Annotated in this window: 12 protein-coding genes; 8 read left to right on the top strand and 4 right to left on the bottom strand. The window is 58.6% G+C overall.

Annotation, left to right across the window (positions count from 1 at the left end; genetic code table 11):
• Positions 1–8: 8 nt before the first annotated feature.
• Positions 9–293 carry a YfcL family protein gene (locus NR195_RS13815; RefSeq protein ID WP_010257960.1) on the top strand — a complete coding sequence of 95 codons (285 nt, stop codon included), beginning with the start codon at positions 9–11 and terminating at the stop codon, positions 291–293.
• A 33-nt stretch (positions 294–326) separates the two neighbouring features.
• Here NR195_RS13815 and mnmC read toward each other — a convergent pair whose 3' ends face one another.
• Positions 327–2,333 (bottom strand): bifunctional tRNA (5-methylaminomethyl-2-thiouridine)(34)-methyltransferase MnmD/FAD-dependent 5-carboxymethylaminomethyl-2-thiouridine(34) oxidoreductase MnmC, encoded by a 2,007-nt coding sequence (mnmC, locus tag NR195_RS13810; RefSeq protein WP_256844622.1) that lies wholly within the window; start codon positions 2,331–2,333, stop codon positions 327–329.
• A 154-nt stretch (positions 2,334–2,487) separates the two neighbouring features.
• Between mnmC and fabB the strand changes: the two genes are divergently transcribed.
• On the top strand, positions 2,488–3,708 hold the full coding sequence (gene fabB / locus NR195_RS13805; protein WP_010257968.1) for a beta-ketoacyl-ACP synthase I: 1,221 nt from the start codon (positions 2,488–2,490) through the stop codon (positions 3,706–3,708).
• 85 nt (positions 3,709–3,793) lie between these two features.
• On the opposite strand, the gene NR195_RS13800 is transcribed toward fabB, so the two are convergent.
• A complete protein-coding gene (locus NR195_RS13800; RefSeq protein WP_010671441.1) occupies positions 3,794–5,218 on the bottom strand; it encodes a PLP-dependent aminotransferase family protein in 1,425 nt (474 codons plus the stop codon).
• An 87-nt stretch (positions 5,219–5,305) separates the two neighbouring features.
• Here NR195_RS13800 and NR195_RS13795 point away from each other — a divergent pair, with 87 nt between their 5' ends.
• Positions 5,306–5,749, top strand: coding sequence for a rhodanese-like domain-containing protein (locus NR195_RS13795; protein WP_010671442.1), 444 nt, complete (start codon positions 5,306–5,308; stop codon positions 5,747–5,749).
• Between the two features lies 1 nt (position 5,750).
• On the opposite strand, the gene flk is transcribed toward NR195_RS13795, so the two are convergent.
• On the bottom strand, positions 5,751–6,800 hold the full coding sequence (gene flk, locus NR195_RS13790) for a flagella biosynthesis regulator Flk (protein WP_256844621.1): 1,050 nt from the start codon (positions 6,798–6,800) through the stop codon (positions 5,751–5,753).
• Between the two features lie 203 nt (positions 6,801–7,003).
• Positions 7,004–7,903 carry a DMT family transporter gene (locus tag NR195_RS13785; RefSeq protein ID WP_187484429.1) on the bottom strand — a complete coding sequence of 300 codons (900 nt, stop codon included), beginning with the start codon at positions 7,901–7,903 and terminating at the stop codon, positions 7,004–7,006.
• Positions 7,904–8,000: 97 nt separating this feature from the next.
• Here NR195_RS13785 and NR195_RS13780 point away from each other — a divergent pair, with 97 nt between their 5' ends.
• The 5 genes from NR195_RS13780 to NR195_RS13760 all read left to right on the top strand — a co-directional run bounded on the left by NR195_RS13780 (position 8,001) and on the right by NR195_RS13760 (position 12,777).
• Complete coding sequence (locus NR195_RS13780; protein WP_256844620.1) at positions 8,001–8,780, top strand: AraC family transcriptional regulator; 780 nt, start codon at positions 8,001–8,003, stop codon at positions 8,778–8,780.
• Between the two features lie 55 nt (positions 8,781–8,835).
• Positions 8,836–9,969 (top strand): 4-phosphoerythronate dehydrogenase PdxB, encoded by a 1,134-nt coding sequence (gene pdxB / locus NR195_RS13775; protein ID WP_033778724.1) that lies wholly within the window; start codon positions 8,836–8,838, stop codon positions 9,967–9,969.
• Between the two features lie 302 nt (positions 9,970–10,271).
• On the top strand, positions 10,272–11,279 hold the full coding sequence (locus NR195_RS13770) for an aspartate-semialdehyde dehydrogenase (protein ID WP_033778725.1): 1,008 nt from the start codon (positions 10,272–10,274) through the stop codon (positions 11,277–11,279).
• Between the two features lie 2 nt (positions 11,280–11,281).
• Positions 11,282–12,085: a tRNA pseudouridine(38-40) synthase TruA gene (gene truA, locus NR195_RS13765; protein ID WP_045139793.1), complete on the top strand. Its 804-nt coding sequence runs from the start codon at positions 11,282–11,284 to the stop codon at positions 12,083–12,085.
• 29 nt (positions 12,086–12,114) lie between these two features.
• Positions 12,115–12,777 carry a DedA family protein gene (locus NR195_RS13760; RefSeq protein WP_010257990.1) on the top strand — a complete coding sequence of 221 codons (663 nt, stop codon included), beginning with the start codon at positions 12,115–12,117 and terminating at the stop codon, positions 12,775–12,777.
• The last annotated feature ends 116 nt before the right edge of the window (positions 12,778–12,893 follow it).

The raw sequence follows: 12,893 nt of genomic DNA, 5'->3' as shown, positions 1-12,893 counted from the left end.
GAATTGAGATGATCGCAGAATTTGAAGCGCGTATTCTGGCCCTGATTGACGACATGGTCGAGCATGCCAGTGACGATGAGCTGTTCGCCAGCGGTTATCTGCGCGGGCATCTGACACTGGCCGTCGCTGAAGTGGAGCAACTGGGCGAACATACGCCAGAAGCGCTGCAGATTCAGGTGACCCGCAGTCTGCAAAATGCCATTGCTGCCGGAGAACTCTCGCCGCGCGATCAGGCATTAGTGGTCGGGATGTGGGATAACCTGTTTGTTCAGGCACGCCAGCTCTCCGCGTAGTGGTGCAGGGCGGCGTGCCGCCCTTAGCGTCCGCTAAACGGCTTTTCCCTTCAGTAATTTCCTCACCCAGTAACGATTCGGATTGAGTGCTGCCAGGGTACTGGCATCCAGAGGCTGCGGCTCGCCCGCCAGCTGAGCTGCCAGCACTTCGGCTGCCAGCGGCGCACTGCACAGGCCGCGCGATCCCAGCGCCCCAAACAGATACAAGCCCGCAAGATCGGGTGCGTCAGCGATATCGCTGCCTGCCGCCTGCTGTGCCGGTAAATCAGCATACTGCGCCAGCGTAGCAGCATAATCCGGCACGCCGCCCACCATCGGCAGGTGATCCCGGGTGGCGCAGCGCACCCCCATTCTCGCCTCTCCGTCACTGACATCCACCGTTTCGGCCCAGCTGCTGTCAGGCAGGCAATGCAGCAGGCGGCTGCGGTTCTCCTGCTGATCCTCCTCCCGATACGCGGTTGCGGTATCGCCACGGTGATAGCTGGCCCCGATACAGTGCGTACCAAACTGCGGGCTGACAGGCGTCAGATAGCCGTCGTAACAGAGCACCGTTTGCAGCGCGTTGAGGCCCGGCGTGGAGGGAACATGGCTTACCTGACCGGCCACCGGATAGGTCGGCAGCGGGGCGCTTTGCGCAAAGTCGGCAATCGCATGACCGTTTGCCAGTACGACGGTCGGATGACGCACCGCCGGACGATCGCTGAACGTCAGCGTCCAGTGATCATCCTCCCGGGAAAGCGCGTTCACCCGGTGCAGCCAGTGAATGCGCAATCCCTGGGTCTCGCCATGCGCCAGCATCGCGGTGGTCAGCTCTGCCGGTGAGAGCCAGCCGCCTTGCGGATAGAAAATGCCGCCACAGCCATGTTCAACATTTGCCAGTTTTTCAGCTTCTGCCACATCGACGCCACAGGCGATGATTTCAGGCAGGTCCATCGCCAGCATCTGATCGATCTTCTTACGGCTTTTCTCATCCCAGCCCAACTGCAGCACACCGCTCCAGTGATGCTCATAGGTGACGGTTAATTGATCATAGAGCCGCCGGGCAAAGCTGAAGGCCGAGGGGAAAAAAGTGGCAAGCGCCGGGTCGTGCTGATTGAGCAGCGGATAGAGCGCTCCCTGACGATTGCCGGATGCGCCCAGCGCGGGCGCCTCATCGGCGCAATAAAGCGTTACCCGCCAGCCGCGACGCAGCAGCGCCAGCGCCAGGGTGGCACTGGCGACGCCGCCGCCAATCAGGGCTACATCACGCTGCTCCGCAGCCTGACGATGATACCAGGGCTGTGCGGCGGGCAGCGGAGGCGCATCCTGCAACGGCCCGCATAGCATTTCGCGCTTCGGACCAAATCCTTTGCGGCGGATGACCGCAAAGCCCGCCTGCTGCAGACCGCGCCGGACAATGCCTGCGGCGGTAAAGGTCGCGAAGGTCCCCTGCGGCCGCGCCAGTTTTGCCATCATGCCGAACAGCTCCGGCGTCCACATATCCGGGTTCTTTGAGGGCGCGAACCCATCCAGGAACCAGGCATCTACCTGACGATTCAGGCTCTCATCCAGCTGGCCCATCAGCAGGTTAATATCGCCCAGCCACAGGTCGAGCGTGATGCGGCCGCCATTAAACAGCAGACGCTGACAGCCGGGCAGGGCAGCGGGCCACTGCGCCTGCAGCGCCTCCGCCCAGGGGGCCAGTTCGGGCCAGTGCTGCTGCGCCGCAGTTAAATCTTCACGGGTTAACGGAAATTTCTCAAAGCTGATGAAATGCAGACGTTTTAAAGTGGCGTCGGGCTGTTCGCGCTGAAACGCATCGAACGCCTGCCAGAGCGTCAGGAAATTAAGACCGGTGCCAAAACCGCTCTCCGCCACGATCAGCAGATCGCGCGGATGCTCAGTAAAACGCTGGGGAAAACCGTTGCCGCCAAGGAAGACATAGCGTGTCTCTTCCAGACCGTTGTCATTAGAGAAATAGACATCGCCAAACGCTCGGGAAACAGGTGTACCCTGTTCATTCCAGTTTAGCTTTGCATGTTCAACCGGGGTCAATTTCACGGTAAAGGCTCGTTTTTCAGGCAGTGGCGCGATTCTAGCGACCCGCGTGACATGACGCAAATTTACAAAAGGAAATAGCTGATCGGACTTGTTCGGCGTACAAGTGTACGCTAGAGTGCATGCCAATTAAGAAGAAGTGGATGAGGAAGATTGAATGAAACGTGCTGTGATTACTGGCTTAGGGATCGTTTCCAGTATTGGTAATAACCAGCAGGAGGTGCTGTCATCTCTGCGTGAAGGACGCTCTGGCATCACCTTTTCTGAAGAGATGAAAGATTCCGGCATGCGTAGTCACGTCTGGGGTAACGTTAAATTAGATACCACCGGCCTCATCGATCGCAAAGTTGTGCGCTTTATGAGTGATGCGTCCATCTATGCTTATCTTTCCATGGAAGAAGCGATTAAAGATTCTGGCCTTAGCGCTGAAGCGTATCAGAGCAACCCACGTGTGGGTCTGATTGCGGGTTCAGGCGGCGGCTCCCCACGTTTCCAGGTATTTGGTGCTGACGCAATGCGCAGCCCACGCGGCCTGAAAGCGGTTGGCCCTTATGTTGTCACCAAAGCGATGGCCTCTGGCGTCTCTGCCTGCCTCGCAACGCCATTCAAAATTCATGGCGTAAACTACTCGATTAGCTCCGCCTGTGCCACCTCTGCGCACTGTATCGGTAACGCCGTTGAGCAGATCCAGCTTGGCAAACAGGATATCGTTTTTGCGGGCGGCGGCGAAGAGCTGTGCTGGGAAATGGCCTGTGAGTTCGACGCCATGGGCGCGCTCTCTACCCGTTACAACGACACGCCAGAAAAAGCGTCACGCACTTATGACAATGAGCGCGACGGCTTTGTTATCGCCGGTGGCGGTGGCATGGTCGTCGTTGAAGAACTGGAGCATGCGCTGGCACGTGGTGCGCATATCTATGCCGAAATCGTCGGTTATGGTGCCACTTCAGACGGTGCAGACATGGTTGCTCCATCAGGTGAAGGCGCAGTGCGCTGCATGAAGATGGCGATGCACGGTGTCGATACCCCAATTGACTATCTGAACAGCCACGGAACCTCTACCCCGGTGGGTGATGTGAAAGAGCTGGGCGCGATTCGTGAAGTGTTTGGCGATAACACGCCATACATCTCAGCAACGAAAGCGATGACCGGCCACTCTCTGGGTGCGGCTGGCGTGCAGGAAGCGATCTACTCGCTGCTGATGCTGGAGCATGGCTTTATCGCGCCAAGCATCAACATCACCTCGCTTGACGCGGCAGCAACCGGTATGAACATCGTCACTGAGCCGATGGAAAAAGAGCTGACTACCGTGATGTCTAACAGCTTTGGTTTTGGCGGTACCAACGCCACATTGACCATGCGTAAATATCAGGCGTAATTATTACGTCAGCACTCTGAAGGGCCGGCTTGCCGGCCCTTTTTGTTTTACAGCCCATCCGCTTTACCTCGTTCAACCCTCCGTTTTAGCCCTCCCGCTGCAGCAGCCGCAGCAATGTATCGCATCCTGCCACAATCTCGTCAGGCGTCAGTGCGGCAAAGCCCAGCATCCAGCCTTGCTGAGATGAAGGCCCGGCATAGAGCGGACTCAGACGCGGCAGCAGCAAACCCTGTTGAGCCGCCAGTGCGCTTAATCGCGCTTCATCCTGTTGCAGTCTGACAGTTACCTGTAATCCGCCGCTGCTGACAATCGGCGTGATCCACGGCGACAGTTGCTGAGCGATTAGCGTCAGCAGCAGATCGCGACGGCTGTGATAGAGCTGACGCATCAGCCGCAGATGGCTGGCGAAATGTCCCTGTTGCAGAAAGGCGGCGGTGACAGCCTGCGGCAGCAGGGCGCTGTGTCCATCCAGCACGCTGCGTGCCTGGCCTATGGGGGTAATCAGCGCGGGCGGGACCACCATCCAGGCCAGCCGCAGGGAGGGAAACAGCGACTTCGAGAAGGTGCCCAGCGTAATCACCCGCTGATGGCGATCCAGTCCCTGTAGCGCAGGGATAGGACGTTCGTCGTAGTGAAATTCGCTGTCATAATCGTCTTCGATCAGCCAGCACCGGTTGCGCTGCGCCCAGTCCAGCCACGCCAGGCGTCGCGTCAGGCTCAGCGTCACGCCGGTAGGGTAATGATGCGATGGCGTCAGATACATCAGTTTTGCACTGCCGCTGGCGGGGATGGCACCTTCGGCATCGACCTCAATCCCGCGCACCTGTGCGCCGGCAGCCAGAAAGGCGTTACGCGCACCAGGATAGCCCGGCTCCTCCATCCATACCTCATCACCGGGATCGACGAACATCATTGCCAGTAACTGCAGTGCCTGTTGTGAACTGGTCAGAATGATCACCTGTTCCGGCTGGCATGCCACGCCCCGGGAAAGTGCCAGATAATCCGCGAGTGCGCTGCGTAACGGCAGGTAGCCGCAGGGATCGCCATATCCCATTGCGGCACTGCCCAGTGAACGCTGCACGCTGCTGCCGAGGCGTCGCCACGTGTCATGGGGAAAAGCGCGTAACTCCGGTGAACCGGCGGCGAATGCATGGGGAAAAGGGGGATCCTGACAGCCACCGGTTGCCAGTACCTGCTGGCCCCGCGCTGAGAAACGGACGGGCTGAGGCCGGGCTGGAAATGATGATGAGTGGGTGGGGATGATGATGGCAACAAAAGTACCGCGACCGGTCTCGCGTCGCAGATAGCCTTCACTTTCCAGCTGTCCGTAGGCCGCTTCCACCGTCACACGTGACAGACGCAGATCCTGCGCCAGCTGCCGACTGGACGGCAACTGCTGACCAGCATGCAGATGGTGCCGGTTGATCGCCAGTCGCAGGGTAGAGCAGAGCCGCTCGCGCACGCCGCCACTGGTCTGATGCTGGAAAAGTTGTAATAACGGTGAAGACATATGGGTCTTATACCTGATGGGGAATGGGTATCAGTAAGCAGTCCACTTTGCCGTAAACTGCAGACTCACCACAACAGGAGAATCGCTATGTCATCGGTTTTACGAATTCCGGCCGCCACCCCGCAGCAAAGCCTCGACTATCTGCAGGCAAAACTCGCTTTTTACACCGACGCCTGGGATCTGGCGGAAGATCTGGGGCGGCAAATCCCGGATATCGTGGTAATCGATGCTCGCGCGCCGGAGGCTTATCGCGCCGGGCATATTTGCGGCGCGATCAACTTTCCGCATCGCGAGATGGATGCCACTACCACGGCCCGGCTCGATCGCAGCAAAGTTTATGTCACGTATTGTGACGGCATTGGCTGTAACGGCTCGACGAAAGCGGCCTGGAAACTGGCCTCGCTGGGATTTCAGGTGAAGGAGTTGATTGGCGGGCTGGATTTCTGGAAACGTGACGGTCATCCGCTGACCTGGGGTGATGCACCGGGCGAATGGCCAGTCGCCGCGCCCAAAGCATTCTGTGGCTGTTAACTCAGAGGAGCACCCAGAGTAAAAGGGTGATGACGACCAGTGCGACAAAGAAGCCCAGCAGGGGGCGCTCTGCCAGAGGCTGAATCGCGGGCGGCAGCGACGCAACAAAGGGTGACCAGATCGGCTGGGGTTTTATCTCGCTGGCAGCCAGCGGCTGTTCGAGAAGTTTTTCTGCCCGGTCGGCGCGCCGGCTGAACAGGAAGTTCAGCAGATCCTGGGTCTGCGTTACGGTGAGCACCGTCTGCGGCGTGGCCTGGAAACGCTGCTGGCTGTAATCCTCCAGTTGCTGCCGCTCCTGCTGATCAAGCGGCTGTTTCAGGGACGCTTCCAGCAATTGCAGCGTCGGTGCGCTGTGCTGACTCAACGTCTGACGTACCTGCAGATACTGTGTCAGCAGTGGGAAGTGGCGCGACGGGATGGGATCACCGCTGGTCAGATTGACCAGTTTCAGCGCAGCCGTCCACAGCTTACCGGTGGATTCGCCAGTGGCAGCGGCCAGGCGTACCACCTGCTGATTCAGCGTATGGTGCTCGGCAGGCAGCAGCGTGCGATCGCTGACGCGGATCTGCTGCGGCTGAGGAATCGTCATCTGCCCGTTCTGCAGCATCGTCAGCACCTGGCGCAGCTGATCCTGGCTCAGCGCGCTCAGTACGGTCTGACCAAATTGCTGACGGATAAAGTCGCTGACGGCCTGACGGTTATTCCCTTTCGGCAGCAGATCGGTGAGCTGGGTCATCAGCTGGCGTGTGGCATGCCCATTTTGCGTCTGCGTAAGGCGGCCATTAAGGTACTGTTCCGCTGCCGGAAAATGACGCGACTGCAACTCCGCTTCACTTTTTACGCCCACTTCATGGCGTACGCCCGCCCACAGTTCAGGCGCTTTAAGATTACTGAGCGATGAGATACGCACGATCAGCCGTTCTAACGTCGTGCGCTGCGCAGGGGAGAGGGGCTGTTCACCGGCCACTGAACCGTGACGCGTAACGCCAGTTTGCGGATTGACAGATGAACGATCGCCGACCGGCACACCGGGGCCGCTGAGTGGTTGCATGGCGGATTCCTTGGGAAAACAGAACAGCGTGGGGTGCGCCGGAAAATGAATAGGCCATGATAGCAAAAGCCCCCGGGAAATCCCACGGGGGACATGCGTTTCGGCGCGAGATTTACGCTTCAGCTGTAGACTCTCTTCACTGCCATCCTCAACAGTACCCTCACTCGCCACAGCCGCTACCCGTAATCTGCCGGCCGCGCTATTCAGGGCAGCGGGTGACTCACCGGTTTACGGCGGGTTAAGGGGGTACGCAGCCGCTGCGCCAGTATCACACCGCCAAGCGTCAGACCGCCGCCAATCCAGTGGTAACTGTGTAGTTGCTCATGCAGAAAAATCACCGCGATCACCGCGGTAAATACCGGGATCAGATTCATAAAGATACTGGTGGTGCTGGCACCCAGACGCTGCACACCGTGGATCCACAGGAACGGCGCGATGATCGAAGCAAACAGACCGGCAAAGGCCACCAGCGGCAGGTTGTGCCGGTTAAGCGCCACCTCGGGGGCCAGCAGAAAACCAGGCAGCAGCAGAACGACGCCAAATAAAATCTGCACATACAGGCTTTGCCAGATCGGCAGCGGCAGTGCCCAGCGTCGTGTCAGCACGCCATACAGCGCATAGGCGGCGGAGGCGGCCAGCATCAGCAGTTCGCCTTTGCCCAGGCCATGATTCAGCAGCTGCATCACGTTACCCTCACTGACCAGCCACACCAGACCGGTAAAGGAGATGATGCTGCCAAGCAGGATGCCGAGCGTCGGCGCAATCCGCAGGATCACCACGCTCAGCAGCACGGTGAGCAGGGGGATGAGGGCGCCGATAATGCCCATAAAGAGTGCGCTGACACTGTGTGCTGCGTAGTAGGCGAGACTCTGATAGAGCACCATGCCGAGCAGGCCAAGGATCGCCAGCCGCCAGAGGTGCGGTTTAATGACCTGACGCGTGCGCCACACGCCGGGCAGCACAAAGGGCGTCAGCACCAGCAGCGCCAGTAACCAGCGGTAGAATGAGATCGCCGCCGGATCGATCGCATCCGCCGAGAGTTTGCTGACAATTGAGTTGATCGACCAGATTATTACCGCAAAGAGCGGGTACAGGAAAAACATGCTGACTCTCCACACGCCATAATGAGGCGCAGTGTACGCTTGTCCGGATTTATTCAGATAGTTAATATCGGACAAAATTAGTTGTGGAGCGGACAGAATGACCCTGAAAGTGATCTACCAGCCGCCCCTTGACGCGCCGCAACTGCGCTACTTTATGCGTTATGAGCAGGCCAATGCCCGCACCGAATATCTGCCGCATGCGCATGCCTGGGGTCAGCTCATTATGGTGAAAAGCCACGTACTGGAGATGCAGGTCGAGGGTGAGCGATTGCTGACACCGGCAGATATTCCGGTCTGGATCCCACCGGGTCAGCTTCACAGTAGCTATAACCATCGTCAGGCACAGTTCCGTACTTTTAATCTGGCGGCTCCGTTATGCGCCGATCTGCCCTGGCGCGCCTGCCTGCTGCTGGTCGATCCCATTGCACATGCCATTATGGATGAGTTTGCTGAGCAGCAAATCGAGCAACCCGAAACGGATGCGCAGTGGCGGCTGTGCGAGGTGCTGCGCGATCGCCTGCAGCTGGCGCAGGTACAGGAGAGTTATCTGCCCACCTCTGACGATAAATTTCTGGCGCCGGTGTTACATGCGCTGGAAGCGCATCCGGGCGATAACACCACGCTGGCAGGCTGGGCGGGGCGGGTCTTTACCACCGAACGGACGCTGGCGCGGCGCTGCCAGCAGCAGCTTCATATGACCTTTGGCGAGTGGCGGCAGCGGCTGCGGTTTCTGCGCGCCATTGTGCTGCTGGAGCAGGGGGAAAGCGTGCAGAGCATCGCCCATGAGCTGGGGTACAGTTCAGCTTCGGCGCTGATTGTGATGTTCCAGCAACAGGCGGGAACCACGCCCGAACGCTACCGTGCACGGTTAGGCTAACGCGTCGCTTTGTGCCAGAATAATTGCCTGATATGTAACTGACAGGAAAGCCGTGGTGAAAATTCTGGTCGATGAAAATATGCCTTATGCCCGTGAGCTATTCAGCCGTACCGGCGACGTGGTCGCGGTGCCGGGGCGTCCGCTGCCGGTGGCTGAACTGGCCGATGCCGATGGCCTGATGGTGCGCTCAGTCACCCAGGTTAATGAGGCCCTGCTGGCAGGAAAGCCGGTGAAATTTGTCGGAACCGCCACGGCGGGCACCGATCATATCGACGAGAACTGGCTGCAGCAGGCGGGCATTGCGTTCTCTGCCGCACCCGGCTGTAACGCCATTGCGGTGGTGGAGTATGTTTTTTCTGCGCTGTTGCTGCTGGCGGAACGCGATGGTTTCCAGCTGCGTGACCGCACTGTCGGCATCGTTGGCGTCGGTAACGTCGGTGGGCGACTGCAAAAGCGTCTTGAGGCCTGGGGCATCAAAACCCTGCTGTGCGATCCGCCGCGCGCCGATCGCGGTGATGAGGGGGATTTCCTGTCGCTGGAGGCTGTGACAGAGCAGGCTGATATTCTGACGTTCCATACGCCGCTGTTTAAAGAGGGCCCGTATAAAAGCTGGCATCTGGCGGATGCGGCGCTGCTGATGGCGCTAAAGCCTAATACTATTCTGATCAACGCCTGTCGCGGCCCGGTGGTGGACAACAGCGCGCTGCTGGAGGTGCTGAAAATGCGGCACGATCTTAGCGTCGTGCTGGATGTCTGGGAGCCGGAGCCGGATCTGTCGCTGGCGCTGCTGGATAAGGTCGATATCGCCACGCCGCACATCGCGGGCTACACGCTGGAAGGCAAAGCGCGCGGCACCACCCAGGTGTTTGAAGCCTGGTGCGACTTTATTGGTCAGCCGCAGCAGGTGCCGCTCAGTACCTTACTGCCGGTGCCGGAATTCAGTGAAATCACCCTGAATGGCCCGCTGGATCAGCCAACGCTGAAACGCCTGGCGCATCTGGTGTATGATGTGCGCCGCGATGATGCCCCCCTGCGTAAAGTGGCGGCGAAACCCGGCGAGTTTGATCGCCTGCGCAAGCAGTATCAGGAGCGCCGCGAGTGGTCATCGCTGCAGGTGAACTGCGATGACGCCACAACCGCTGAGCTGCTGAACCAGCTGGGCTTTAACGCAATCATCTCCCCGGAATAGCGGGCGCTGCAGGTCAGGCGCCCTGGCGCGGTTTCCGCACTGAATTAATCAGTGAACGGAAGGCGCGCGCTGCTGGCATGTCTGCATGACGGCGGGTTCTGGGGGGATATACCCAATGGATTTCGGGTTGCATTGAGGCGGCAAGAGAACGAATCCCGATGAGCTTACTCATGTAAGTGATTCGGGTGAGTGAACGCAGCCAACAAAGATGCAACGTGAAAGACGACGGGGATAAATCTGAATCCCTGGGCGGTGAATATCACCGCCTTCTGTTTTTATGTCATTGTCTGGAGTAAACCAACATGTCTGACGGCTGGAATATTGCGCTACTTGGCGCGACAGGCGCAGTAGGGAACGCTGTACTGGAACTGCTGGCGGAACGCCAGTTCCCGGTTGGTGAATTATATTTGCTGGCCAGCGAAAACAGCGCGGGCGAAATCAAACGTTTCGAAGGCCGCTCGGTGCGGGTCGAAAATGCGGAGACGTTCGACTGGTCACAGGCGCAGCTGGCCTTTTTCGTGGCGGGACGTGACGCCTCTGCGCGCTTTGCCGATGAAGCGGCCAATGCCGGTTGTCTGGTGATCGACAGCAGCGAGCTGTTTGCGCTGGAACCCGATGTGCCGCTGGTGGTGCCGGATGTGAATCCGCAGGTGCTGGCAGATTATCGCAATCGCAACATCATCAGCGTGGCGGATAACCTGGTAAGCCAGCTGCTGACCGCAATTAAACCACTGGTGGATGCGGCCGGATTGAGTCGTTTACAGGTGACTAACCTGATCTCAGTCTCCAGCTACGGCAAAGTGGCTGTTGATGCGCTGGCCGGGGAAAGTGCCCGCCTGCTGAACGGTCTTCCGGCCGATGAACACCATTTTGGTCGTCAGCTGGCGTTTAATCTGATGCCACAACAGGCCGACGCAGAAGGCAGCGTGGAGAGTGAGCGTCGCCTGATTGATCAGGTGCGTAAGGTATTGCAGGACGAAGGCTTACCGATTGCGGTCAGCAGCGTACAGGCTCCGGTGTTCTACGGTAATGCGCAGATTGTGCATATCGAAAACCTGCGCCCGCTCTCTGCGGAAGAAGCGCGTGCCGAACTGGCGCTGGCGTCAGATATTCGTCTGAGCGAAGAGGATGAAGTGCCGACGCCGGTCACGGATGCCTCAGGCAACGGCGAACTGAGCATCGGCGCTGTGCGCAACGACTACGGTATCCCGGAACTGCTGCAGTTCTGGTCAGTGGCGGACAACATTCGTTTTGGCGGCGCGCTGATGGCGGTGAAAACCGCTGAGAAACTGGTTCAGGAGTATCTGTAACCATGTCCGATGGTCAGACGCAAAAACTGGCGCTCGGCATCGAGTATGACGGCAGCCATTACTACGGCTGGCAGCGTCAGAATGAAGTCCGCAGCGTGCAGGAGAAGGTTGAGCGCGCGCTGTCGAAAGTCGCCGATCATCCGGTCAGCATTTTTTGTGCTGGCCGCACCGATGCAGGCGTACACGGGACGGGGCAGGTGGTCCATTTCGAGACCACCTCGCAGCGGCCTGATGGCGCCTGGACGCTGGGCGTCAACGCTAATCTGCCGCCGGATATTGCGGTGCGCTGGGTGAAAGCGGTGCCGGATGAATTTCATGCCCGCTTCAGCGCCACGGCCCGACGCTATCGCTACCTGATCTACAATCAGCGTCTGCGTCCGGCGGTGCTGGCGCAGGGCGTGACGCACTTTTACCATCCACTGGATGCGGAGAAAATGCAGCGCGCCGGGCAATGTTTGTTAGGCGAGAATGATTTCACCTCATTCCGAGCCGTGCAGTGCCAGTCGCGTACACCGTGGCGCAACGTGATTCACCTCAACGTGACGCGTCAGGGCCCCTACGTGATTGTGGATATCAAAGCCAACGCCTTTGTGCATCACATGGTGCGCAATATCGTGGGCAGCCTGATGGAGATAGGCTGCGGCAATAAGCCGGAGTCATGGATGGCAACGCTGCTGGCGGCGAAGGATCGGACATTAGCCGCAGCCACAGCCCGGGCAGAGGGGTTGTATCTGGTGGCGGTGGATTACCCATCCCACTTTGCGTTACCACAGCCGTCGATGGGACCGTTGTTCCTCGCGGATTAATTCACTTTCAGGACTTAAAAGGGCGCGCCATGGAGTTTCTCCATTTTCTGGTTGATTTTATTCTGCACATTGATGTGCATCTTGCCGAACTGGTTGCACAGTACGGTATCTGGATTTACGCTATTTTGTTCCTGATTTTGTTCTGCGAAACCGGTCTGGTGGTGACGCCCTTCCTGCCGGGTGACTCGTTGCTGTTTGTGGCGGGCGCACTGGCGGCGTTGCCGGGTAACGATCTTAATGTGCATGTGATGGTGGCATTATTAGTGGTGGCCGCGGTTCTGGGCGATGCAGTGAACTACACCATTGGCCGCCTGTTTGGCGAACGGTTGTTCAGTAACCCGAACTCGAAGATTTTCCGTCGCAGCCATCTGGATAAAACCCATGCGTTTTATGCCCGTCATGGTGGAAAAACCATTATCCTGGCGCGCTTCGTGCCGATCGTGCGAACCTTTGCGCCGTTTGTTGCCGGTATGGGCCATATGTCCTATCGCCACTTCGCGCTGTTCAACGTAACGGGTGCGCTGCTCTGGGTGCTGCTGTTCTCCTATGCCGGCTACCTGTTTGGCGATCTGCCGGTGGTGCAGGAAAACCTGAAGCTGCTGATTGTGGGCATTATCCTGGTCTCGATTCTGCCAGGTGTGATTGAAGTCTGGCGTCATCGCCGTCAGGCTAAGCAGCAGAAGCAGCCGTAAGGCTGCGCTCAGGGGTAAGACCAGATTTTTATCCACAGTCTGAACAGGTTGTGGTTTAATGAGCGACATTTACCGTCTGCTGAAGCGGTTTTCAGCAGTATCAAGACGACTGGACC

The organism is Pantoea sp. Ft-CA_14, assembly GCF_024520875.1.
GTDB classification, from domain to species: Bacteria; Pseudomonadota; Gammaproteobacteria; order Enterobacterales; family Enterobacteriaceae; genus Pantoea; species Pantoea agglomerans.
Note: the sequence above shows the minus strand (reverse complement) of the source record. Positions and strands in the feature narration are given on the sequence as shown.